24 protein-coding genes and 1 pseudogene are annotated in these 24,458 nt (G+C 37.8%); 23 read left to right on the top strand and 2 right to left on the bottom strand.

Going from position 1 to position 24,458, the window contains the following annotated elements:
* Positions 1 to 49 precede the first annotated feature (49 nt).
* The 3 genes from IGJ95_RS08030 to IGJ95_RS08020 are packed head-to-tail and all read left to right on the top strand — an operon-like array spanning position 50 to position 5,079.
* The gene (locus tag IGJ95_RS08030; protein WP_137072504.1) at positions 50 to 2,284 is read left to right on the top strand and encodes an alpha-galactosidase; all 2,235 of its coding nucleotides are present in this window, start codon (positions 50 to 52) and stop codon (positions 2,282 to 2,284) included.
* Positions 2,268 to 4,145 (top strand): glycoside hydrolase family 2 TIM barrel-domain containing protein, encoded by a 1,878-nt coding sequence (locus tag IGJ95_RS08025; RefSeq protein ID WP_153829780.1) that lies wholly within the window; start codon positions 2,268 to 2,270, stop codon positions 4,143 to 4,145. Before IGJ95_RS08030 ends, IGJ95_RS08025 begins: the two co-directional genes overlap by 17 nt.
* Positions 4,126 to 5,079 carry a beta-galactosidase small subunit gene (locus IGJ95_RS08020; RefSeq protein WP_010735280.1) on the top strand — a complete coding sequence of 318 codons (954 nt, stop codon included), beginning with the start codon at positions 4,126 to 4,128 and terminating at the stop codon, positions 5,077 to 5,079. The genes IGJ95_RS08025 and IGJ95_RS08020 overlap by 20 nt, the downstream gene beginning before the upstream one ends.
* A 145-nt stretch (positions 5,080 to 5,224) precedes the next feature.
* Here the strand turns inward: IGJ95_RS08020 and IGJ95_RS08015 are convergent, their stop codons facing one another.
* The gene (locus IGJ95_RS08015) at positions 5,225 to 6,952 is read right to left on the bottom strand and encodes a cache domain-containing sensor histidine kinase (RefSeq protein WP_438761690.1); all 1,728 of its coding nucleotides are present in this window, start codon (positions 6,950 to 6,952) and stop codon (positions 5,225 to 5,227) included.
* On the bottom strand, positions 6,949 to 8,448 hold the full coding sequence (locus IGJ95_RS08010) for a response regulator transcription factor (protein WP_244063323.1): 1,500 nt from the start codon (positions 8,446 to 8,448) through the stop codon (positions 6,949 to 6,951). The genes IGJ95_RS08015 and IGJ95_RS08010 overlap by 4 nt, the downstream gene beginning before the upstream one ends.
* A gap of 225 nt (positions 8,449 to 8,673) precedes the next feature.
* Here IGJ95_RS08010 and IGJ95_RS08005 point away from each other — a divergent pair, with 225 nt between their 5' ends.
* The 20 genes and pseudogenes from IGJ95_RS08005 (at position 8,674) to IGJ95_RS07910 (ending at position 24,353) form a co-directional block, all read left to right on the top strand.
* Positions 8,674 to 9,963 (top strand): ABC transporter substrate-binding protein, encoded by a 1,290-nt coding sequence (locus tag IGJ95_RS08005; protein WP_010735283.1) that lies wholly within the window; start codon positions 8,674 to 8,676, stop codon positions 9,961 to 9,963.
* Between the two features lie 355 nt (positions 9,964 to 10,318).
* Positions 10,319 to 11,188, top strand: coding sequence for a carbohydrate ABC transporter permease (locus IGJ95_RS08000; protein ID WP_010735284.1), 870 nt, complete (start codon positions 10,319 to 10,321; stop codon positions 11,186 to 11,188).
* 68 nt (positions 11,189 to 11,256) lie between these two features.
* Positions 11,257 to 12,063 (top strand): annotated as a pseudogene (locus IGJ95_RS07995) (carbohydrate ABC transporter permease); the annotation flags it as partial.
* A gap of 358 nt (positions 12,064 to 12,421) precedes the next feature.
* Positions 12,422 to 13,105 (top strand): DUF1538 domain-containing protein, encoded by a 684-nt coding sequence (locus IGJ95_RS07990; RefSeq protein ID WP_010735286.1) that lies wholly within the window; start codon positions 12,422 to 12,424, stop codon positions 13,103 to 13,105.
* Positions 13,102 to 13,875 (top strand): DUF1538 domain-containing protein, encoded by a 774-nt coding sequence (locus IGJ95_RS07985; protein WP_010735287.1) that lies wholly within the window; start codon positions 13,102 to 13,104, stop codon positions 13,873 to 13,875. The genes IGJ95_RS07990 and IGJ95_RS07985 overlap by 4 nt, the downstream gene beginning before the upstream one ends.
* A complete protein-coding gene (locus IGJ95_RS07980) occupies positions 13,872 to 14,246 on the top strand; it encodes a P-II family nitrogen regulator (protein ID WP_010735288.1) in 375 nt (124 codons plus the stop codon). Before IGJ95_RS07985 ends, IGJ95_RS07980 begins: the two co-directional genes overlap by 4 nt.
* Before the next feature lie 1,219 nt (positions 14,247 to 15,465).
* Positions 15,466 to 15,753 carry a hypothetical protein gene (locus tag IGJ95_RS07975; RefSeq protein ID WP_010735290.1) on the top strand — a complete coding sequence of 96 codons (288 nt, stop codon included), beginning with the start codon at positions 15,466 to 15,468 and terminating at the stop codon, positions 15,751 to 15,753.
* Positions 15,754 to 15,964: 211 nt separating this feature from the next.
* Positions 15,965 to 16,636 (top strand): hypothetical protein, encoded by a 672-nt coding sequence (locus IGJ95_RS07970; RefSeq protein ID WP_010735291.1) that lies wholly within the window; start codon positions 15,965 to 15,967, stop codon positions 16,634 to 16,636.
* A 66-nt stretch (positions 16,637 to 16,702) separates the two neighbouring features.
* On the top strand, positions 16,703 to 17,125 hold the full coding sequence (locus tag IGJ95_RS07965; RefSeq protein WP_224434815.1) for a hypothetical protein: 423 nt from the start codon (positions 16,703 to 16,705) through the stop codon (positions 17,123 to 17,125).
* A gap of 54 nt (positions 17,126 to 17,179) precedes the next feature.
* A complete protein-coding gene (locus tag IGJ95_RS07960) occupies positions 17,180 to 17,800 on the top strand; it encodes an HAD-IA family hydrolase (protein ID WP_175401363.1) in 621 nt (206 codons plus the stop codon).
* A gap of 52 nt (positions 17,801 to 17,852) precedes the next feature.
* Positions 17,853 to 18,257 (top strand): DUF1149 family protein, encoded by a 405-nt coding sequence (locus IGJ95_RS07955; RefSeq protein ID WP_019724590.1) that lies wholly within the window; start codon positions 17,853 to 17,855, stop codon positions 18,255 to 18,257.
* 208 nt (positions 18,258 to 18,465) lie between these two features.
* Entirely contained in the window at positions 18,466 to 19,857 is a 1,392-nt protein-coding gene (locus IGJ95_RS07950) for an L-cystine transporter (RefSeq protein ID WP_019724480.1), read from the top strand.
* Between the two features lie 216 nt (positions 19,858 to 20,073).
* Positions 20,074 to 20,355, top strand: a complete 282-nt coding sequence (locus IGJ95_RS07945) for a TIGR04197 family type VII secretion effector (protein WP_023519782.1) — start codon at positions 20,074 to 20,076, stop codon at positions 20,353 to 20,355.
* Positions 20,355 to 20,702, top strand: a complete 348-nt coding sequence (locus IGJ95_RS07940; protein WP_023519781.1) for a DUF3958 family protein — start codon at positions 20,355 to 20,357, stop codon at positions 20,700 to 20,702. The genes IGJ95_RS07945 and IGJ95_RS07940 overlap by 1 nt, the downstream gene beginning before the upstream one ends.
* Positions 20,699 to 22,189, top strand: a complete 1,491-nt coding sequence (locus tag IGJ95_RS07935) for an HNH/ENDO VII family nuclease (RefSeq protein WP_438761687.1) — start codon at positions 20,699 to 20,701, stop codon at positions 22,187 to 22,189. The genes IGJ95_RS07940 and IGJ95_RS07935 overlap by 4 nt, the downstream gene beginning before the upstream one ends.
* Before the next feature lie 13 nt (positions 22,190 to 22,202).
* Positions 22,203 to 22,673, top strand: coding sequence for an SMI1/KNR4 family protein (locus IGJ95_RS07930; RefSeq protein ID WP_153829783.1), 471 nt, complete (start codon positions 22,203 to 22,205; stop codon positions 22,671 to 22,673).
* Positions 22,673 to 22,810 (top strand): polymorphic toxin type 30 domain-containing protein, encoded by a 138-nt coding sequence (locus tag IGJ95_RS07925; protein WP_137073083.1) that lies wholly within the window; start codon positions 22,673 to 22,675, stop codon positions 22,808 to 22,810. The genes IGJ95_RS07930 and IGJ95_RS07925 overlap by 1 nt, the downstream gene beginning before the upstream one ends.
* Positions 22,811 to 22,824: 14 nt before the next feature.
* Positions 22,825 to 23,211 carry a hypothetical protein gene (locus IGJ95_RS07920; RefSeq protein ID WP_153829784.1) on the top strand — a complete coding sequence of 129 codons (387 nt, stop codon included), beginning with the start codon at positions 22,825 to 22,827 and terminating at the stop codon, positions 23,209 to 23,211.
* Between the two features lie 92 nt (positions 23,212 to 23,303).
* Positions 23,304 to 23,633 carry a hypothetical protein gene (locus IGJ95_RS07915; protein WP_065095969.1) on the top strand — a complete coding sequence of 110 codons (330 nt, stop codon included), beginning with the start codon at positions 23,304 to 23,306 and terminating at the stop codon, positions 23,631 to 23,633.
* A 210-nt stretch (positions 23,634 to 23,843) separates the two neighbouring features.
* On the top strand, positions 23,844 to 24,353 hold the full coding sequence (locus tag IGJ95_RS07910; RefSeq protein ID WP_137072500.1) for a hypothetical protein: 510 nt from the start codon (positions 23,844 to 23,846) through the stop codon (positions 24,351 to 24,353).
* Positions 24,354 to 24,458: the final 105 nt, after the last annotated feature.

The following is a 24,458-nucleotide window of genomic DNA, read 5'->3' as shown; positions in this document are numbered from 1 at the left end:
GGAGTTAGTTAAAAAGTAAACGGTTTCTAAAAATTTGTGAGGTGAAGAAATGAAAAGACAATCGTTGATTGCATTCGATTCGGATACAAATGTTTTTCATTTGTCGAATCCATTGATTTCTTATGTGATGAAAATTGAAGAATCTGGTGTGTTGACCCATGTTCATTTTGGTAAAAAAGTGAGTAACTATACTAATAACAAAAAATACCCAAGAAGAGATCGTGGTTTTTCAGGAAATGTTCCTTTGCATGATGAGCGGGCATTTTCAAAAGATACGCTGCCACAAGAATTTTCGGGACACGGAAGTATGGATTATCGCATTCCAGCCACGATCATCACACGTGAGAATGGCTCTAGCTTGCTTGATTTAAGATATGAAACGTATCAGATCATCCAAGGTAAACCAAAGCTTACAGGATTACCACAAACCTATGTATTGGATGAACAAGAGGCACAAACGTTATGTGTTACATTGAAAGATCGCGATTTACCAATTTATGTAGATCTATTTTATACGATCTATGAAAAACGAGGGGCCATCGTTCGATCTGCTAAGTATCGTAATCAAACGGAACAAATGATCTGGTTAGATAAAGCAGCTTCTTTTCAATTAGATATGACGAATTCGGGCAGATTTACTGAAGTGATCGCCTTACCTGGAGCCCACGCTAGAGAGCGTTTGATTTCAAGACAACGGATCACTGAGGGGGTGAAATCATTTGAAAGTCGACGAGGAAGCAGCAGTCACCAAATGAACAATTTTATCGCTTTGACACATACCCATACAACGGAAGTTCTTGGAGAAGCCATCGGTCTACAGTTTATCTATTCTGGCAATCATGCGTTCGAGATCGAAAAAGATCAAATCGATCAACTAAGAATCGTTGGTGGCATCAATGCGTATCAGTTCCAATGGCAACTTTCAACCGATGAAGCGTTTCAAACGCCAGAAATGATCCTTTCTTATTCAGACGAAGGATTAAATGGCATGAGCCACATACATCATGAGCTGTTGCGAGAACGTGTGGCACGTGGGAAGTATCAGTACGAACCACGTCCAATCTTGGTCAATAATTGGGAAGCGACTTATTTTGACTTTACTAGCAAAAAAATCGAAGCACTGATCGATGAAGCAGCAGCGTTAGGTATGGAAATGTTCGTCTTAGATGACGGCTGGTTTGGGAAAAGAGATGCAGATACTTCTTCTTTAGGAGACTGGTTTGAATATGAAGGGAAATTGGCGAATGGATTGAAGGGAATTGCAGAGTATGCTCATGAAAGAGGCCTCAAATTTGGGCTATGGGTGGAGCCTGAAATGATTTCGATCGATTCTGAATTGTATCGTCAGGCGTCTGATTATTTGATGCAAGAACCAGCACGCACGCCTGCAGCATCTCGGTCGCAATTTGTTTTGGATTTTACACGAAAAGAAGTGCGAGATTCGATCAGTCAGCAATTACGAAAGATTTTGGATAAGGTACCGATCGATTATGTGAAATGGGATATGAATCGCTCCTTATCAGATGTTTACTCTGCTTACGTGGAGAATCAAGGAGAGGTCTATCACCGGTATGTTTTAGGATTATATAACCTTTTAGAAGAGTTGATCACAGCTTACCCAGATATCTTATGGGAAGGATGCTCAGGTGGGGGTGGCCGTTTTGACGCAGGAATTCTTTACTATATGCCACAATCCTGGACAAGTGACAATACCGATGCAATGGAACGGATCGATATCCAATATGGCACGAGTCTCGGCTATCCCATCTCATCCATGGGTGCCCATGTCTCTGCATCGCCTAACCATCAAAGTGGACGTGTGACAGATTTAAAGACACGCGGGGATGTAGCGATGAGCGGGGTATTTGGTTATGAACTAGATTTGACCGCATTAGACGAACAAGAAAAGAAAATCATCAAAGAACAGATCAGCACGTATAAAGAAATTCGTCAAACAATCCAACAAGGAAAATTTGACCGCTTAGAAAATCCCTTTGAACAAAACATTGCGGCGTGGCAATTTGTTTCTCCAAATAAAAAGGAGATCATGGTCTTTATGGCACGACGATTAACTTCTGGACAACCGCCTTTTCATGAGATCCGCTTGGTTGGTTTGGAGGAAGGGATGTATCGTGAACGTAAAAGTTCATTGATTTATTCAGGCTCGGAGTTAATGACGATGGGGTTTTATCTCCCTGATTTTCACGGAGATTTTCAAACAGAAATTTTTCACTTTGAGAAAATAGTTACAGGAGAGGAAGAAGAACATGCAAGCATCAATTGATTGGTTAGATGATCCACAAGTTTTTCGTGTGAATCAGCGAAAGGCACACAGTGATCATACGGTCTACGGTTCAAAAGAAGAAATAAGAAGTCAAAGTTCCCGACTACAGTCGCTAAATGGTGAATGGCGCTTTTATTTTTCTGAAAATGCAGAAAAGCGCCCCAAAGAGTTTTTTGAACAAGATTTTGATGATCGTTCATTCGACACGATCCATGTGCCTGGCCACATTGAACTAAGTGATTTTGATAAGATCCATTACATCAACACGATGTATCCTTGGGAAGGTCATGAGTTTCGTCGTCCCGCTTATACAACTGCTTCAGAAAAGGAAATGGCAGGGATGTTCTCTCAAGCTGAAGGAAATCCAGTAGGGTCCTATGTCACGACTTTCCAATTAGCAGAGGGATTGAAGGGAAAAGATGTCACGATTCGTTTTGAAGGTGTCGAACAAGCCATGTATGTGTGGTTGAATGGTCATTTCGTCGGTTATGCAGAAGATTCATTTACACCGTCCGAATTTGATTTGTCCCCTTATCTTGAAGAAGAGAATCGTTTGGCAGTCGAAGTCCACAAACGTAGCACAGCTGCCTTTTTAGAAGACCAAGATTTTTTCCGTTTCTTTGGGATTTTTCGAAATGTCGTCTTAGTTGCTCGTGGCAAGAATCATTTAGAAGACTTGTGGTTACGTCCTCAATTAGATGACACGTATCAAAAAGGAAAATTGAATGTGTCCTTATCTTTTGAAAATCTTACAGCTGAAAGCGACTTACAGGTACGGGTCCTTGATTTAGACAGACAAACGATCTATGAAGAAAAGCAAGCGATAGGCGAAACAGTGCAGCTCAGTATTGATTTAGGTGAAGTGGTATTATGGGATCATTTTGCGCCGAATCTCTATACGTTTGAAATTGAAACCAGGGACCGTGACGGAGTGACTGAATATGTCGAGTATCCATTCGGGTTTCGCAAGATCGAGTTAAAAGATAAAGTGATGTATCTGAATGGAAAACGCTTGATCATCAATGGAGTCAATCGTCATGAGTGGAGTGAAAAAACAGGACGTGCGATCACCTTAGATGACATGGAAAAGGATTTGGCAGTGATTAAAAATGCCAACATCAATGGCGTCCGGACCTCACATTATCCCAACCAGATTCCTTGGTATTTCCTCTGCGATCGAGCAGGTATCCACGTGATGGCAGAAACCAATCTAGAATCACATGGGTCATGGCAAAAAATGGGTGCTTTTGAGCCATCCTATAATGTACCAAGAGGCATTCCGCAATGGCGAGAAGTGGTGCTAGATCGAGCAAAAACCCATTTTGAAACGTTCAAGAACCATACAAGTATCTTGTTCTGGTCCTTAGGCAATGAGTCCTATGTAGGGGAGAATATTCGGTTGATGAATGAATACTTCAAGAAGGTTGATCCAGACCGTTTTGTTCACTATGAGGGGAATTATGTTGATCCCACATTTGAAGCTTCTGTTTCGGATATGAAAAGTAGTATGTACGCAACACCTGCGGCGGTCGCTGATTATCTAGAGAATCAGGCAGATAAACCATATATCTTGTGCGAGTACATGCACGATATGGGAAATTCTTTAGGTGGATTAGGTTCTTATATGGCATTATTAGATGAATACGAGATGTATCAAGGCGGATATATTTGGGATTTTAAAGATCAAGCACTTGAGGTACTTGATCCAGTGACCAATCGAAAAGTCATGCGTTACGGCGGGGATTTTGATGATCGTCCAAGTGATTATGAGTTTTCCGGAAACGGCATCGTTTTTGCAAATGGACAAGAAAAACCAGCATTACAGGAGGTAAGATACTATTATGGCAAATACAGATCCTAAATTGAGAATCATTTATGGCGACTGCACTTTAGGAATCAAAACAGAAGAAAAACATTATATTTTCTCTTACACCAGAGGTGGTTTGGAATCACTTAAAAAGAATGGAAAAGAATGGCTTTATCGTGAAACGCAACCGACTTTTTGGCGAGCATTGACAGATAATGATCGAGGAAATGGCTTTGGGTATCGCTCTAGTATGTGGCTTGGCGCAGGGTTGTATCTAAAAGTGGAAGCAATCCATGTTGCAATAAATGACCAAGCCATCGAACTGCCGATCGCACCAGTCAACAATCGTTATAGTAACCAAGAGTATGCAAATACAGTCGAGATCACTTTCACATTGGCAGTCAACACAACCCCACAAACGACCGTCGATATGACGTATCGTGTCAACGAACAAGGGGATCTACACGTGAACATGTACTATCATGGCAAGGAAGGATTACCCGAGCTGCCAGTATTAGGATTTCGCATGATCATGCCAACAAAAGCCACTCATTTCGATTATGAAGGCCTGTCAGGTGAAACTTATCCGGATCGTAAAGCTGGTGGCGCACCAGGGGTCTATCATGTGGAGGGCTTGCCAATCCCACCTTATTTAGTGCCACAAGATTGTGGCGTCCATATGGATACCAAGTGGTTAGAGATTACGCGCAAGACAACCTTGAATAATGCAGATAAAAGTCAGGAAGAGTTTTCCTTAAGATTTGAACAAAAGGATTCGCCATTTGCTTTTGCGGCATTACCATTCAAAGCAGAAGAATTAGAACAGGCGACACACATGGAGGAACTACCACCGGAACGTCGAACGGTTGTCACGATGTTGGCGAAAGTCCGAGGAGTCGGAGGTATTGATTCATGGGGAGCGGATGTAGAAGAAGCCTATCATATTAGTGGTGAAGAAGACCACGAATTTAGTTTTATCATTAAATAATGTAAATTGGAACATCAAAAATAGGACCCACGAAAGATCCGCAGAATGGATTTTTAGTGGGTTCTATGAGTTGCGGTTGATACTTAAAAGTCATGAAAGAAGTAGTTCGCCTGATTTTCTGAAGGGATTGTTTCTGTCTCCACGTTCATTCAGTATTACTCTCTTTTTTTATGATCGGTAACGTAATCGTTACCGATGTATCCACACCAACTACTGAATCAATGTGTAAGCCATAATCTTCACCATAAAGTAATTGGATTCGTTCATGAACATTTTTGCTACCGATACCTGAAAAATAGTCTCTGTTTTTCGTTGGCTGTTCCGTATCAAAGCCATCACCTGTATCCATGACTTCAAACGTCAATTTATTCTCTCGGATCATCCCATACAAAGTGATGTAGCCATTTTTCTTCGTTTGGAACGCATGTAAATAAGCATTTTCGATGATCGGTTGGATAATCATATTGGGCATATATAAAGAATAAAGTTCCTCTGGTACCATGATTTTGGTTGAGATCGCATCACCGTAACGCAGTGTCAAGATCGCAATATAACTTCTCACACTGTTCAGTTCTTCTTCTACAGGGATAATTTCATTTTTATTGCCAATCGTACTGCGCAAAAGGTCGATAAAACTATCGATGCCTGCGACTGCTTTTTCATTTTCTTGTTGCCACACTAAAAATTTGAGGCTAGTTAACGTATTATATATAAAATGAGGCTGGATCTGTGCTTGCATCGCTTGTATCTCTAATGTCCGTTTTTTCTTTTCATTTTGTAAAGATTGCGTATGATTGTCACTGATCGTTGTTAGCAGCTGATTGATCGTAGTAGCGAGTGTTCGGATCTCATATGTTCCTTGGATCGGAACAGTAGCTGCTACTGGTTCTTTGATTTGGTTCAATGAATCTACTAATTGATAGATGGAGCGAGTGTTGCGATTTAAATAGATCGCCACTAAGATACCGCCTAAAATCAGCGTTCCAATATTATAAAGGATGATCGGAATAATGACATTCATTTGATCGGCGATCGAGTGGACATTGACCTCACTGACCAAAGCCGAGTTTTGTCGGTAAAGTGGTAAACGAGTGATCCGCTGATTGGCTTTGGTCAACGTCTCGTGTTCGACTAACTCATCAAATGAATCAAACGTCGTTCCGATCCGGTTCTGAACATTTGAAGCAAAGATTTTTTTCTCATCTGTCACAAAATCGATTTGCGTGGTTTCCGGATCGACCGATTGGCTGAATATTTTTGCCAACTCATCAGAAGTGATGGCTACGACAGCGTAACCATAAGTTTGATTCAAAGTAGATCTAAGCTTTTTGATAAACAAGACACTTGGTGAATGTTTATCGCGTTTCGTCAGTCCGAACTGAGTAAAGACCATTTGTGTCGCTGTTGGATTCTCATTGACTTTCTGGATCAACTCTAATTGGAAAAAGTCATCAGCAGTGAGATCACTCACCATGTCATTACTAATGAACATCCGACCATTTTCCCCAAAAAGAAAAATATCATCTTTGATGTTTGGAAAGATCGGTGCCAATGAATCATTCATTTTTTGCACCGTACGTAGTTGATTGATTTTCTCCAAAGTCGTTTGTTGGCCTTCTTTGAAATACCCCTCTACAGCAGAGCTTTCAGCCAATAATGTCAAAGTGTTCTCTATATTGTCATTCAATGTTTCAAAATCATGTTGGATCTTTTGTAAGGTCATTCGATTGGATTGATCGAATTGTTGGATGTAGGCGTCTCTTGAGCGTTGATAAATAAACAAAGAAATCGTCGCTGCTTGAGTGAATAAAGCAATAAAAAGAATGATCAAAAGTTTGGTCAAAAGCTCGTGTTCTCTTAGCTTTTTAATCATACGGTCAGTATTCCTTTACGATATTGTGAAGGAGTCAATCCAGTTTCTTCTTTGAATACCCGAGAAAAATAACCAAGTTCAGTAAATCCAGTTTGCTGACCAATATCACTTAACGAAAGATTCGATTCTTTCAACAATAGTTTTGCCTGGTTGATACGGACTTTTTTTAAGTACTTCGTAAAATTGATCCCATACTTTTCTGTAAAGATCGTTGATAAATAACTATAAGAAAAATGATATTTTTCGGATAGCGTTTGTAGACTGATGTCTTGATGATAATTCTCTTGGACATACTCATAGATCAACGTCAACACATCTGAGTTGTCTTTTCTGAATGTAGTGGTGACTTCACGTAATAACTTCGTCGTATTATTGACGATCAACACCAGATCATCCCACCGTTCTGCTTGCGTGATCTGTGCTGGAATTGTGATTTTTAGTGTCATGATTTCTTCTCTTTTTTCATGTTCGTCCGCGATCGCATTGATCAAGGCATAGAGTCGATTGATGATCTCGTGTTTCAGATAGCTTGGTTGCAAACGTTGATCAAGCACCTTACTCATGTAATTGTCCAATTCTTCGATGGCAGACGTAAAATCTTTGTTCATGATCTTGGTCAAATAACTTTTTGTTTGTTGTTCATAAGAAGAGAGTAGGGGAGATAATAGCTTTTCACAAATAACGCAGTGATCTGTCAGATAAAAGTGCTGTCCGCTACTTTTTTGCTTTAATGTAAGGAATTCAGAATAAAAGTTTTCAAAATCCAGAACATCAGATAGAACATAGAGACAAGAATCTGTCTGGTGTTCTTGCTGAAATCGTTCAATCAGCTGATCGAATGCCTTCTTCGAAGCGACATTGATAAAATAACCAATATCATTTGCTGTCGTAGAAAAAGGGAAGACAGAGGCGAGCTGATTTGTATATTGTGGTGCTTCTGCAATCAATTGTTCACTTCGACGCAGTTTTTCCGATTGCTTTTCTTCACAATAGACTAAAAAAAAGTAGTCATGTGGGAATTGTTCGCGTGATATACCTAAATCAAGAGAAGTTCCGGACAAATAAGTGCTGAGTAGCTGACTCATTTTTTCGAGTTCTGTCAAACGTGGTTTCTTTACTTCTGTAGATTGTTCCACCAGACTCTTTAAAGAAGCTAAAAACTCGCTAGGATTCAATTTTGGCTTAAGTAAATAATCTGAAACGCCTTCTTTGAATGAATCTTTGACCAATTGAAAGTCATCATAGCTAGATAAAACTAAGATTTTTGCTTCAGGTTGTTCCTTCTTGATCAATCGAGAAAGTTCAATACCATTTAAATCTGGCATCATCAAATCCGTTACGACGATATCAAGAGGCTGATGCTTAATAAATTCGAGCGCTTCTAGTGGTTTTGAAAAGGCCCCTTTGAGATGGAAGTCGTGCGCTGGCCAATCGATCAGGGTACTTAGACCAGAGAGAATGGTATGTTCATCATCGATCAATACGATATTTTTCAATGTTTTTCCCCCTATTCCTTTGTTACGTAAGTTAAAAATACTGGGAAACGTTTACAAATGCAAGTCTAAAATTTCATTTACTAAATCAAAAGATGACAAAATTGTACTTTTTTCTTATTTTAGGATATTTTTCTTGAGAACGATCATCAACGAAGAAAACGTTTGCAAGTCTGTTATGATAAGCATGTAAGAAAAAAACAAACACTAAAAAGGGTGGGTATAAAAATGAAAATAAAACAAATTTTAGCTAGTGCTTTCGTCCTAACAGCAGCAGTTACACTTTTTGCCGGGTGTGGCAATTCTTCCAGTGATGCTTCGGGAAACGAAGATAAAGTAACGGTCTGGGCATGGGATGAAGCCTTTAATATCAAAGCCGTCAATGAAGCCAAAGAGTTTTACGAAAATGAGGATGTTGACGTAGAAGTAGTAACGATGTCTCAAGATGATATCGTACAAAAACTGAATACGGCATTAGCTAGCGGAAATACCGATGGTTTACCAAATGTTGTGTTGATCGAAGACTACCGTATCCAAGGGTATCTGACCTCTTACCCAGATGCGTTTGCTGATTTGACAGATATTGTGGATGAAAATAACTTTGCCGCATATAAATTTGCAGTCAACAAAGTTGACGATAAAATTTACGGTGTACCTTTTGACTCAGGTGTGACAGCCAATTTCTATCGGACAGATATCTTAGAAGAAGCTGGTTATTCAGAAGAAGATATGAAGAACTTAACATGGGATGATTATTTACAAGTTGCACGAGATGTCAAAGAAAAAACAGGAAAAAAAATCTCTGAAGTCAATCCTTCCGATTTAGGTCGTGTGCGCATGATCATGCAACAAGCCGGAGAATGGTATACCTCGGAAGATGGAGAAACAGTGACGATCGAAAATAATGAATCATTAAAATATGGGTTAGAACTCTTTGCTACCTTGCTTAAAGAAGATCTAGTCGAACAAACATCTGACTGGAATGCTGGGGTTACGGCGGTCCAATCAGGAGCTGTTGCTTCTACACCAACTGGTGCTTGGTATTCTTCAACCATTCAAGGGGCAGAAGATCAATCAGGTAAGTGGAAGATCGCACCGATTCCAGCTCTACCTGCTAACATGCAAAAAGCACAAGCTTCCAACTTGGGTGGTGCCGGCTGGTATGTGATCAAGGGCGTAGCTGGTGAAGAAAATGCGAAAGATTTCTTGGAAAAGACATTCGCAACGAATGAAGAATTGATGGGCAAATTAGCAGAAGAGATCGGTTTAGTATCGACTATGTTGAGCGCGAATGACCAAGAAGCTTATCAACAGCCGTCTGAGTTCTATAGTAATCAAAAAGTATTCGATGACTTTTCAAAATGGACAGCAGAAATCCCTGAAGTGAACTATGGTCATGAAACTTATGCCATTGAATCTGTTGTGGCGGAATCCTTGAGCCGAATCATCAATGGTGAATCAGCAGAAAAAGTTTTGGCAGATACGCAAAAACAAGTCGAAGCTCAATTAGCCAATTAAGTCATATTCAGCGTCAACAGTAAACCTATGATGAATGGAATAACAAAGAAATAAGTGGCGATCTCTTCAAACGGATCAACGAGAGTATTGTTCTTTCGTTTGAAGGTATCGTTTATAGAATAAGCAATTAATTGAAATGTCGATAGGGGACATTCGCACCGTTAGCTATCCCGTATAACTTTAGCAATGGTATTCGAAAAAATAAGAAGTTCCACTCGTTTGCTATTCTCTGTCCGATGGAACTAATCATTGAGGCAGTGGTAAAAAGCTTAGAAGAAAATAACTAGCAATTTTGTCTGACTTTCTGTGAGGCATGTATTTCTTCGACATATGTGTAATGAAAGTGGGGAATAATATGAAACAAAAGGATTTATTTAAAAATGGCAACGCGTTTTTAGTCCTTCCAGTGATCATGATCTCAATTTTAGTTTTTATACCAATGGGGTTAGCGCTGATCACCTCTTTTCAAAGTGGACCTCCGGTAAACATGACATTCAACGGATTAGGAAATTATCAACGAATGTTAGGAGATTCAACTTTCCGTAAAGCATTTTTCAATACCTTTTTATACTTATTAGTACAGGTTCCTGTCATGTTGTTTTTGGCATTGTTTATTTCCAATCTATTGAATGATAAAAAATTGAAGTTCAAAGGATTGTTCAGAACAGCGATCTTCTTGCCATGTATTACCTCAATGGTCAGCTATTCTTTGATCATGAAAAGTTTATTTTCCCAATCAGGTTTAATCAATAACCTTTTAGTTGGAATTGGCTTGATTGATAACCCGATCGGTTGGTTGACTCATCCATTCTGGGCAAAAGTATTGATCATTATTTCCATCACATGGCGTTGGACAGGGTATAATATGATTTTCTTTTTATCTGGTATGCAAAACATCGATCCAGAAATATACGAAGCTGCTGATATTGATGGCGCATCAAGGTGGCAACAGTTCATTAAAATCACGATACCTAACTTGAAACCAATCATTTTGTTTACGTCGATCACTTCAACAATCGGTACCTTGCAATTATTTGATGAGGTACAAAATATCACTGGTGGTGGGCCAGCAAATGCAACAACGACATTGTCACAATATATCTATAATTTGAGTTATAAATTCACTCCGAATTTTGGTTATGCCGCAGCTGTTTCTTTCGTTATCGTACTATTTATTGTCTTGTTATCAGTGATTCAAACTAAAATAGGGAGTGAGAGCAAATGAGAGAAATGACAAGTAGTCAACCCCGGTCAATTACAAAAAAGCAAGTGAGTATCGGACAGTTACTCTTAAGCATTTTTAAATATACCTCTTTAGTCATCGTTTCCTTTATTTCAATTTTCCCGTTTGTTTGGATGATTTTAGGGATGACAAATACAGCAGTCGATATTAGTTCAGGTAAACTGATGATCGGTGAAAATTTAGTGATCAATTTCCAAAATCTCTTTTCGAATGACTTGAATTTTTCACGCTCTCTACTTAATTCTGCAATGATCGCTGTGGTTACAACGATTTTTGCTTTATTGATCTCCTCCATGGCAGGTTATGGCTTTGAGATCTATAAGAGTAAAAGAAAAGAAGTCGTTTTTAATATTTTGTTATTATCGATGATGGTCCCTTTTGCGGCATTGATGATCCCGCTATATCGGATGTTTTCACAATTGAATGGTACGATATTAGGAATCAATAGTTTTCTAGTCGTCATCTTACCTTCAGTAAGTACCGCTTTTTTGATTTTCTTTTTCCGCCAAAACGCGAAATCCTTTCCTAAGGACCTAGTAGAGGCGGCACGTTTAGACGGTCTTAAAGAATTAAGTATTTTCTTTCGTGTCTATTTACCAACAGCTAAAAATACGTATGCCGCAGCGGCGATCATCACGTTTATGAGTAGTTGGAACAATTACCTCTGGCCTTTAGTGGCATTACAATCTCCAGATAAACGAACAGTTCCATTAGTATTATCAGCCATGGGGGCATCCTATACACCAGACTATGGCATGATCATGAGTGGACTGGTGATTGCGACCTTACCAACTGCACTCGTGTTTTTCGTTTTACAAAAACAATTTGTTCAAGGGATGATTGGTTCTGTCAAATAGACAGAAATAAGCCTGAAATTTCATGTTCAGGCACTATCACTTGAATGATCAAAAATATGAAAAACGTCACCGTTAGATTTACAATATGCGGATAACTTTTGTTATAAAATAAACTTATTTAAAATAAGCGGTAAAAGCCAGAAATAGTTTATCTATTTCTGGCTTTTATTGCTTATAGCATGTATTTTAGCCTTTTTTTGCATAAATATAAAACAATATTCGTCGATTTTTTTTGATGCTCTAGTTAGTTTTTTTGCTGTTTTTTTTTACCGTTTTTACATAAAAATGGTATCGCTTACTATTTTTCCTCGTAAACTTACTTTTAATCAGGTAAACTAGAAGTAAAGGAGGAGGATACATGAGAAAAAATTTTAAAGAAGTAATCATTGCGATCATGCCCATGACGATATTGATCGTTATCCTGACCTTTGTATTTGCACCATTAGATGTTGAAAGCATGGGAAGATTCATTTTAGGAGCAATCATGATGATGGTTGGTATGAGTCTCTTTTTGTTTGGTGCGGATTATTCGATGATGGAAGTTGGTGATTTAGTTGGTAAATATATGATCAAAAAGAAAAGTCTACCAATCGTTATTAGTTTGGGTTTTCTGATTGGAATCGTGATCACGATTGCCGAACCATCTGTACAAGTATTAGGTCAACAAGTATTTGATATTTCGGATGGAGAGATTGGTCGAGTCTTATTGATCGGTATAGTCAGTGTGGGAACTGGTGTATTTTTAGCTTTTGCCCTACTAAGAGTCGTATTTAAACTGTCGTATTATCGATTGATGGTGATCGGTTATCTTGCGGTACTCATCGCTTCCTTTTTCACAAGTAATGAATTTATGCCAATTGCTTTTGATGCAGGTGGAGTCACAACCGGCCCAGTGACTGTTCCGTTTATTCTAGCCTTGGCTGGTGGAATGACAAGCATGATCCGCCAAGGGAAAAATGAAAATGATAGCTTTGGAATGGTTGGTATTGCCTCACTTGGTCCTATCTTGGCTGTCATGATCTTGGGGGTGATCTTCCAATGAATTTTTTGGTCACTTTTTTTACAGGTATTGGACAAGTCGGATATGAAGTCATCCTTGCGGTGGCACCAATCGTGATCTTATTTGTACTGATGAACTTTCTTTCATTTAAATTAAGAAAAAAACGTTTTTTGGATATCATGAAAGGTTTTTTGATCACAACTATCGGATTAATTCTATTTTTACATGGTGTAAATGTTGCTTATGTACCAGTGGGACAACACCTGGGGAGTGCAATTGCTTCTTTAGCGAATAATCAGATCCTGATTCCTTTAGGGTTTGTTATGGGATTTTTAGTAGGTTTTGCAGAGCCAGCCATCCATGTGATGGTCAAACAAGTCGAAGAATTAAGTGAAGGTCGGATTCATGCAAAAGTAATGTTAGCAGTGATCTCGATTGGGATCGGTTTAGCAGTCGGTCTGTCCATGTGGCGCTTATTAGCTGGTTTTTCTCTTTATTATTTCTTGGTCCCTGGATATGGCTTAGCATTTGTCTTAGGTGCAAAAGTTGACAAGATTTTTCTATCGATGGCTTTTGATAACGGTGGCGTCGCCACAGGACCGATGTGTTCTACCTTTATTTTGTCTATGAGTGTGGCAATCGCCACACAGATCGATGGTCGAGATCCAATTATTGATGGTTTTGGTGTGGTGGCAATGATCGCATTGACACCGATACTATCGACATTAGTCTTAGGGTTCATATATAAACAAAAAGACAAAAAAGATCAGAAAAACAAAGAAAAATTACAACAAATGGAGGAACAACAATGAATGATTTAGTCGCACTAAATCTCGAGATGATCGTCACGATCGTGGATGGTGGTATTGGGGAAGATGTGATCGATTACTCAAAGAAGGCTGGCGCATCTGGGGGCACGATTTTACATGGACGTGGTTCTGGAGTCCATGACACAGGAAAATTCTTAGGGTTGGATATCTCACCGGAAAAGGATATCGTTCTGACATTAGTACCAGATACTTTGACAAATGAAGTGATGGATGCGATCGGAAAAGGTATCAAGATCGATGTTCCGGGCAATGGTATTTGTTTTAGTATTGATATCGATAAAGTGATTGGTATTACGAAAATCCATCAATATCGCGAAGTCGTTGACATGAAAGATTTATTAGAAGATAATTGAAACTCATCCAAATGCAAGTTGCTAAATTTGGAATAGAACTTACCTTGAAATATACTAAAATTTGATAATCTTATTTTGACAATAAGTCGAAAAAAACAAAATAGACCTTGTGCTATTTTAAGTTTTTTACGGCTTTTTCTTTTACCAAAAATCCTTGTCTATTTTGCTGGATCAGTATTTTTTTAGGTTATAACTTAAAATTATGAATAAAGAAAGTTTTGATTAGATAAACTTTAGATGATTTGGGATTGATGATTTCAGAGACAGGTAGAACCTATATCAAGAGTTTGTCCCAGAATTCCCGTCTTCTGTAATTAGTGGTGAAGCTAAATTAAGAGAGCTAATTACTTCAGCGATTAAAGGGGATTTCCCCGAAGATTCAAATCCGAATTATCGTGTATTTTCTGGTATCGATATCACTAAAGCGCTAGAATCACTCAAACCATTTCTAGAATAATTTACTGTAGAGTTTAAAAATGCGCAGGAAGATTTCCAGAAATTTATAGAGAAGGAACTATCAAAAGAAGAGACTCTTGCAACTACGCCTGCGGAAGCTTACTTAATCGAAAGGTTTAGACGAGGTGATGCAGAAAATCAAGAACAAATGTAAAAAAAATTATGAAGCGCTTGTTATCAGTTGAAAAAAAGTGCACAGCTTCTTCAACAAATAGAGGATTTTAATTTTAAAAATATTTGGCTTGTTTCTACTGATTTATTGTATGATGGGGTGACAAAGAATCACTACTCACAAATTAAAGGATTCATGAGTGCACATGCGTTTGTCATGCGGTTTGCCCCTGAATGTCGAATTATTTTCATGCTTGATAGTTTTTCATGTGAATCCAGCTACTAGACCAAGGATTCAAGTGCAGCCAAGTCCCAAGGATACTCTTATGCACGAAGTGACCCATATTGTCGCATCATCGGACGATTTGATAAGTTATCTAAGGAGTCCGATAGGTTTCAGGGATAATGGAGAAAATCTTCGAAAGAGATACGAAAAAATTTCTGAAGCTAATTCATGGCGAGGGGGTTAATTCTTTTGTGGAAAATGTAAGTGACATGTTAAAATTGCCGACTGTCACAAAACAAGCTGTCTTGAATGCTGTACTGACTGACAAAATGTTAAAAGCAAACCTTCAAATAACCGATGCTGAGATGCTAATGGCTTGTCTTCGTGATAATTGGATTAGGACGAAACTTTTTTGAGCGCGCACCAATGAAAAGAAGTCTAGCTGACCAACTAGGAAATGGCGACCTATTGTTTGTTCTTGCTGTGATGAAAGTAGTTAATGTGGAGAATTTAATATACGAGCATCCATTGGAAACTACCTTAGAAAACGCGGAAATAACGACAGCAATCAACGTCTCACAGCTTACACAGGCCCCTTCGGGAAATAGCATTTTTTCAACAATTAAAAATATAGGTAAAACAAATAGTAATGATACGAATACAAGGCTTATTAACGAGCAAAAAATCAGAAGGCGCGCCGAAATGAATCTATAAGTTGTCAGACACCTTTAGATTCAGATACTCGGTAACGGTTATCGAATCTCCCATAATATCAAATACATGAATAAAAAAACTAATAGAGCCATGAAAAAGTTTTTTATATGCGCATAAAATTCAAAGAATAAGATTTTATGAAATCTTCAGCATATTTGCACACAAACAGTTGAAAATATGCTATTTTGTAGTAGAAAAAAGGGGGAAAAGAATGAATTTTTTAGTTGTTTTAAAAGATACGATTCTCAAACGGTCGACATTCATCTATACGCAAATCGATGAACAAAAAACAGTCTTGCATTTTTCGCCGGAGTTTCATTTAGAAGGGTTGACGATTGGGGAAATTTATGAACAAGGTGGCATTCAAGCTGCGAAGCAATTTTTTGTTCAAGAACTTCAACTGCCATTGAATGACTATCTTGAAGTATCATTAAATGAGTGGGACAAAGCAATTTCAGAACTTTTCCCTCAAGGAATCAACGTAGAGTCAGGTACCACTGAAGTACATCTATCGGTGAAAGATCTACAACGTCAGATGCGTTACCAGATCGATGAAGAAGGCTCTCTTTCAATCTTTCAGCGGCAGCAAAAGATATTAAAAAGTTTTTTAAAACAAATCAGCCGAAAAAGAAATTTGTTTAAAACAACGCAGTTACTAAAAAAATATCCAGAATTATTACACACATCGATCCAGTTTCCACAATTGCTCTCATTGATCCGTCGTTTTGTACGCTTGAAGGAAATCCAATCTAAGAAGTTAACATTCCCTTTACAAGATACCTTTCGAGTAGTAAAACGTGAAGATGAAAAAAAACTGATCGTGATCGATTTTATGAGGAACCGTCATGTGTTACAACAAATGACGATGGAAAAGGCCAACTAAGGCTTTTTCTTTTTGAATAAAAGAGAAATGGAGAAAAAAATGGGACCTATTTGGATACAACGTATAATGAAAGCTCAACAAAAATATCAACAAGTCATGAAAGGGAGATATGCGCGTCTTGATCCATTGAATCGTTTATTTTTAGTTTTAGGATTATTTTTCTTTGTCGTTAGATATTGGTTGCCTCTCAGTTTAGGCTATCTACTCTTCTTCGTTTTTATCGCTTTGACCATCGCTCGATTTAGTTCAAAGAAAATCTATGTTCGTTCAAACGAAAATCAAGCGTATTTACAAAAAACAGTTGCGATCAAAAGCTGGTTTACGAAAATGAAAAATAAACTGAAACGTCAATCCGAACAACAAGCTAGCACTACCTACACGATTTTTTCATGTCCAACTTGTCAACTCAAGCAAAGGGCGCCGAAAGGCAAGGGTGAGATTCGAGTGACTTGTAAAAAGTGCGGCACGCAATTCACAACAAAGGTATAAGAAAAAATATTAGGCAAAGGTCTAGTGAAATGAGTAAAAAGGAGTAAAAGAATGATTAAAAATTACATTTGGGATTTTGATGGGACATTGTTCGATACGTATCCGGCGATGGTTGAAGGAGTATCTCAAGCATTACAAGATTTTGGTATCGAACGACCAAAAAAGGAAATATATCGTGTGATGAAGCAAGAATCGGTGAGAAAACTACGAGAAAGTTATCAATTAGAAGAAGCCTCCTTCAATCAATTGTTTCATCAATATGAAGAACAATATCAAGAACTCTCAGTACCGTTCAAAGAGACTGAAATGGTTTTACGTCGTTTAAAACAGAAGGGAGCAAAACATTATATTTTAACACATCGTGTAACGGCTTCTACTTGGAAACTTTTAAAAGTCTTTGAGCTAGCAGATTTGATCGAAGAAGTGATTGGTATCGACCAAGGATTTGCCAGAAAACCAGCACCTGATGCAATCAGTCACTTGATCGATCGTTATCATTTAGACCCAGAAAAAACAATGATGGTAGGGGATCGAAGATTAGATATTGAAGCGGGGATCAACGCAAAGATCCACACTTGCCTATATGATATCGATCATTTCTTAGGGGAGATTCCTGCCGACCATATTGTGGCGAATCTAGCGGATATTTTAGCAATCGAAAAGAATGCAGAATAAGTATCCCCTTTCAACTTTAGTTATGCTATAATTTAAACAGAGGAGTGATAAAATGGAAATTAGAAGACAAAAAGAAGTAGTAGAAGCTTTTCATTATGATTTTTTAAAACCTGATCAAGAGGTACAAACTGACTTAAAAGTAGGTTTTTCACCACTAAAAGAGACAATTGAAAACTATCCGAAAGAACATAGCATCGTTGGTGCCCGTTTAGAATTTCGTTTAGTATTTGATACATATGTGTTATCTGGAAGCGTTAGTCAAATCAACCACATCTTGAATCGCAAAGTCCAAGATCAAAATGATGTGACGCAAGAAGAGGTCGATGAATTAGTGGCCCCACTTTTTGAAATGGTCAAACGTCTGGCCTATGAAGTAACAGAGATCGCCTTGGATGCGCCAGGTGTGAAATTGAACTTCCAATCAGAAAAAGAAGAAAAAGCCAAAGAAGAAAATTAAGAAAAAACACCAGTGATAGTTATTAGCTATCACTGGTGTTTTTTTCTATTACTAATTGTAAGCAAAAGTAAGGAAAAATTTCGGAAAATAGTCTAGAATGAATAAGTCACTGAAAAAAATATTTTCAGGAGAAGAGCTGAAGAGTTCTTCTCGGGAACCTTTACTTCCTTAGATGGACTTGTCATTACAAATTAAGAGGAGGATGAAAATGACAACACTCATCACAGTTTTAGTGGTTCTAGTTTTTGCGGCATTATTATATGTGTTTTATCGTATGCAAAAGCGCCATGCAAAATTTTCAACGCGGGTTTACACTGCGCTAGCTGCCGGTATCGTATTCGGGGGCGCGTTGCAACTGATTTTTGGAGTAGAAAACGAGGTTATTACGCAATCCATGGATTGGATCAGTATCGTTGGGAACGGCTACGTTAGTTTCTTACAAATGTTGATCATGCCTTTAGTCTTTGTTTCAATCGTTGCGGCTTTTACAAAAATGAAAGTATCAGAAAAATTAGGTAAAATCAGTGCAACGGTGCTGACCACTTTATTAGCAACAACGGCTATTTCCGCATTGATCGGGATCGGTGTGACGATCGCATTTGGTCTTCAAGGTGCTGAATTTACGCAAGGAGCGGCCGAAACTGCTCGTATTTCTGAGTTAGCGACACGACAAGAAACAGTGGAAGGATTAAGTATCCCACAACAAATCTTGTCATTTATTCCTAAAAATATTTTTGCAGACCTTGCCGGAACTCGTGCAACAAGTACGATTGCTGTCGTGATCTTTGCGGCATTTGTTGGGGTTGCTTACTTAGGAATCAAACGAAAAGCACCAAAAGAAGCATCATTCTTTGCTGATATGATCGATAGCTTATACCGTATCGTGATGCGTATCGTGACGTTAGTCTTGCGTTTGACACCTTATGGCGTGTTCGCATTGATGACGAACGTGATGGCAACAAGTGATTTTGATGCCATTTTGAACTTAGGTAAATTTGTGTTAGCGTCTTATCTTGCATTGTTTGCAGTGATGATCGTTCATTTCTTGATTTTGATCGGTGTGAAAGTCAGCCCGATCGACTACTTGAAAAAAACATTTCCAGTACTAAGTTTTGCATTTACTTCACGTTCAAGTGCGGGTGCTTTGCCATTGAATATCGAAACACAAACAAAAGCACTTGGTGTGGATGAAGCCACAGCAAACTTTGCTGCCAGCTTTGGTCTGTCGATCGGTCAAAATGGCTGTGCGGGTGTTTACCCAGCCATGCTAGCGACAATCGTTGCACCAGCAGCTGGAATGGATGTCTTTAGCATTCAATTCATCTTGCTACTAGTAGCCATCGTAACAATCAGCTCATTCGGAGTAGCAGGTGTCGGTGGTGGGGCAACCTTTGCCTCATTGATCGTATTAGGTTCAATGAACTTACCAGTAGCGATCGTTGGTTTAGTTATCTCAGTTGAACCATTGATCGATATGGCTCGTACAGCTGTCAACGTAAGTGGCAGTATGGTAGCAGGTATTGTTACAAGTGCACGTATCAATGACCTTGATCGAGATGTGATCAAAGATGAAGCAAAAGTCGTTGACGTGAATGCGTGATCGAAAAAACGAAAAGTGAGAGCAGATTGCTCTCGCTTTTTTTATACTAAAATATATTCCGAAAAGTGTAAACGTGAAATAATTGATTCAAAAATCTATAAAAAAATAAGGTAACGAGACCTATCTAATACAATTCTCATCCAACGAAAGGTTATGTATTGTTATAATGAATATGTAAGCGTTCTATACAGCCTATATAAGTCGAGGAGGAGATCTATGGTTACATTCAGCAGTAATTCTCAACAAGCCCAACAGTCCACTTCAAGAATCACCAGTGCAACCACCCCTTTAAACCAAGCATCATCGCTTCAAAATGACACACGCACCACGCTAATTGGCAATCAAGACATTCAAAGTAGCATAACGTCCGCCAAAAACTCAGCCAATCAAATTGCCTCAGCTATCTCAGGCGCTGCTAATCAATTGCAAACTGCTGCTCAAGGTTTTTCTACACTAGACACTCAATTAAGTCGAGATCTTTTCAAGGAGAGACACTAATGAAACGAATGACTGATCTACATACAGAAGAAACATGTTTGCTCGTAAAAAGAGAAAACCATGAAAGAAAAATGAAACAACTTGATGCCTGCCGTTCAGATTATCAGAATCACTTTAAAGAAATCGGAAACTTCTTATTTCGATTACAGATGTCCTACCAGAAATCGAATACCTTTACGTCCATCGAAACATTCACCTCGGAGTTTTCACATCAAAGCAGGCGATTGATGAATGGCTTTGATGAATGCCAACATCACGAAATGATCCAACAACAAAGAATCACGAATAAACTCGAAGAAATTGCTTTTGAGAAAAGAAAAATCATGTCGGAGGAACAAAACCTATGAGTATCGACATGTACCTAAACGACTCCTTAACACAAGCTACGAGCGCCAGTAATTTCTGTCAAAAACAAGTCACTGATTACCAAAATCTCCAACAAGCCATCACTCAATTCACTTTACAAACGCCCAATCTCCAAGGGAAAACCTACGACGCTGCGAAAGCCTATTTTTCCCAAATACTTTACCCACTCGTCCAAGGAGGAATCTTACTCTCCGAAGCGGTCGAAAAAGCAGCGAAACGATTTCCACAACAGTACATAGAACAAGTCGACTCCATTAGCTTGAAACAATCCGAATTAGAAGCGCAAATTCGTCAAATGAATCAATATATCACCCAAGCCGAGGGAATACGGCAACTGCTTCTTTCACCTCATATGCCAGAAGAACACCAAGGCTTTCAACTCAATCAAAATACGTTATTACTCACGATGTATCATGACTTGAAACACAAGCTGGAAGAGAAACTTCAAAGACTCCTAGATTACAATCAAAGCTCCGCCCAATTTTTTACAGAAATCAAAAGTCTCGAACAAGCAGTCAATCAAGGACTCGCTCAAACAAAAAAAGCTTGGAACAGTCAAAAAAAATCATTCTCTATCCCGAAAGATTTGTCGTGGACAACCACGATCCAAGACAAATGGCAACATGCAGAAAACGAGAAAAAAGGCATCGATCCAACTAAAAACAAAGAACTAGAAAAGTACAACGTCTATGCTCTCATTATTCACGATAGCAAGGGCAACCCACGTGTCTTTTGGAAAATCGAAGACAAGCAATCAGGCTACGGCATCGTGAACCCCGAGCTGTATCAATATGTCACGAAAGTAGGTCACTACTTAGAACCTGAACTGATCCAATTTATGACGTACGATACCTACCAAGAGAAAGTCAATGCAGCATGGCGTCAAGGAGTCAATTACGAAACCGGCGAAAAACTAGACCCACTTTTAGGTAGTATCGTCTCTACCTCGCAATACGTCAAAGACGGCTACACATGGATCAACGAATCCGAACTCGGCCAAGCCCTGATGATTTTAGGCTTTACGTATGCGTCTTACAAAGTCTTGACGACCACTGGTGTGAAGCAGGTAGAGATTGGTAAGCTTAAGGAGGTGGGTGGTGGAGAAGCTACTAATAATTACTCACAACTAAGAGAATACTGGAAAAAAGATGTTGATTTTAAAGGTACGAAAGTTTATCAAAGAGATAGTATAATTGATATCAATAAAATAGATGTGAAAGGGCGATCTAATCTGCAAAGAATGGAACTGGGATTAGCTCCACTAGGGCCAGACGATAATCCTATAAATTTACATCATATGACGCAACGAGATATAAGTTCTATTGCTGAGGTGGAACAATCTTTCCATCAAATTAATTCTAAAACGATTCATATCAACCCTAACTCAGTGCCATCTGGAATAGATAGAAAATCTTTTAATAAATGGCGTGCTGACTATTGGAAAAATAGAGCAAATGATTTTAAATAAAGGAGACAATGGAATGGTTAATGATTACAATAAGGCGAAGAAAATAATTGAAGAAAATAAGGATTTAGCGGATGATTTTGGTGGAGCTACTGATGTTATCATACGCAAGGCCCAAGTAGAACTTAATTTACGATTTCCAGAGGATTATAAACGTTTTTTATCGTCTTTTGGTGCTTTGACGTTTGGTTCAATTGAAATTTATGGGGTTTTTAAAGAGGATTTTGAAAATTCTGGCGTCCCCGATGCCGTTTGGGCAACTTTGAATGAACGGAAATTAGTAAATATGCCAGCCCACTTAGTTATTCTGTATAACACTGGAATGGGAGAAATGTATTGCTTGAATTATCAAGAATTAAATGAAAATAGCGAACCTAAAATAACTTCATATTTCCCTGGTTTCTCTGAAGATTCACAGAAAAATGAAGCATTATACAATAATTTTGGAGAATTTCTTCTAGATATGGTAGCAAACGAAATTAATTAATAAATAAAGGTAAAAAAAATTTAGATCCAATTTCTGGTAATTTTCAACCTCCCGAAATTTCGAGACCCACTAGTAAATTTTATAATGAAGATCTTATAAATAGTACCCATATTCCGATTGAGACACCAAAAAAATAGAAGGAAGTATCTTAATGGATTGGTTAGATACTCTAAAAAATCAACAGAAAAATAAGAATGACAAGTTGGAGGCGGTGGGCTATATAAGAGACATTTTAGATTATGGTGATATGTCAAAGAATAATGCTAAGAAATTTATCGATAATCTGGCTGTCCAAGCTACGTTACAGGATGATGATGACATAAAGGAATTAATATTAGATGCAATATTAGAAGGGTCGAAAGATCCAGATCTTGAAAAATCAATTGACTTAAATCCAATTATTCATCACTTAAATGACTTTAATGATGAATGTTTGAGTTATATCTCAAGCTTGCTTGGAAATTCTGGGAATGTAAAATATAGACAAATTATTGAATCGTATAAAGGAAACTCGAGATTAAAAGAAAACGTTGAATAAGCATTGTCAGAACTAGATTATCGAATAAAACATAATAAATAAAAATGATATATTATTGGCGAATTTGATGAAATATGTGGAAGTGAGGACTAATGTCAGTAGGATTATTTAAGTATGATGGGGATATCTATGAAGTAAACTCTGAAGTTATATTAAGTGAAAATATATCCTCGCAATCATTTTATGAAAGGTATTGGGAAAAAGCTATAGAAGAGTTAGGCATCAAATATATACAAGATGGCTCGGAATTTGATAATACAAAATTAGAAGTTGTCATGGAAGAATTAGATTTATTGAAGAAATGGGCGACAGCAAATCTTCAAGGAGAAAAGCAGGAATACATGATCGCTAGAATAGAAAATTTAGAAGAAGTCATCCCTAGTTCTTTCATTTCAGAACAAGATATATTATATATTTTTTAAAATGAAACCGATGAACTAGCTGATTCTTTGCGCTCATTATACTTTATAGCCTTGACTTGTGAACGCACGAATGAATAGTTATCCGCCTAGTATGGATACAACTAATCAGCGAATTCGAACCAGAAAAAACTTGAAGTTATTAAGCTATGCAGGCGAATTATATTAAGTATCAATATTCTTTAAGATGATTTAAAAATCTTAAGAAATAGGGTGAAAAAAATTTTTGAAATAAAATTTATAATAGTTAAAGATGTTGACACAGAAAATCTTATCGGAGAGTATGGCTATTTTAGTGTCAGAATTGATAATGAATACTACGGGATTATTTTGGAAGAAGAACTAGAAGATTTTACTGTATCTCTATATGATTGGTTTATCAGTTTTTTAAGGGCCTTAGAGATTTTAAAAACAGAAAACTATGTTTTGATTAATGATATTGAATCTTTTAATACGTGGATAGAAATTTATAGAGATAAAGAAATCCTATCTATTAGTAAGGTTTTAGGTACTAAAGTGGGTCAAGGAGGGTGGATTCGCACAGAGAAAATTTCAAATCCGGATTATCAATTCTGGAAAGATAAAAAAATGCTATTTTCTGACTTCAGAACAGAAGTATTAGAGAAATCAGAGTATTATTTATCAGAAATAATTAAACTAAATTCTTTGCAAAATAAAAACATTCGTAATTTTAAAAAATTAGTAGAGAAATTAAAATTATAAACTTTAGAAAATAGCAAGTAAGGTATTTCAAGAACAAAAAATCATCACATCACTGGTATGTGGATGATTTTTTGTTCTTGATACTTTAAGTTGTACATCGAAAAT

This window comes from Enterococcus sp. AZ156, from assembly GCF_051714165.1.
Classification (GTDB): Bacteria; Bacillota; Bacilli; order Lactobacillales; family Enterococcaceae; genus Enterococcus_B; species Enterococcus_B pernyi.
This window is presented reverse-complemented; position numbering and strand designations above follow the sequence as displayed.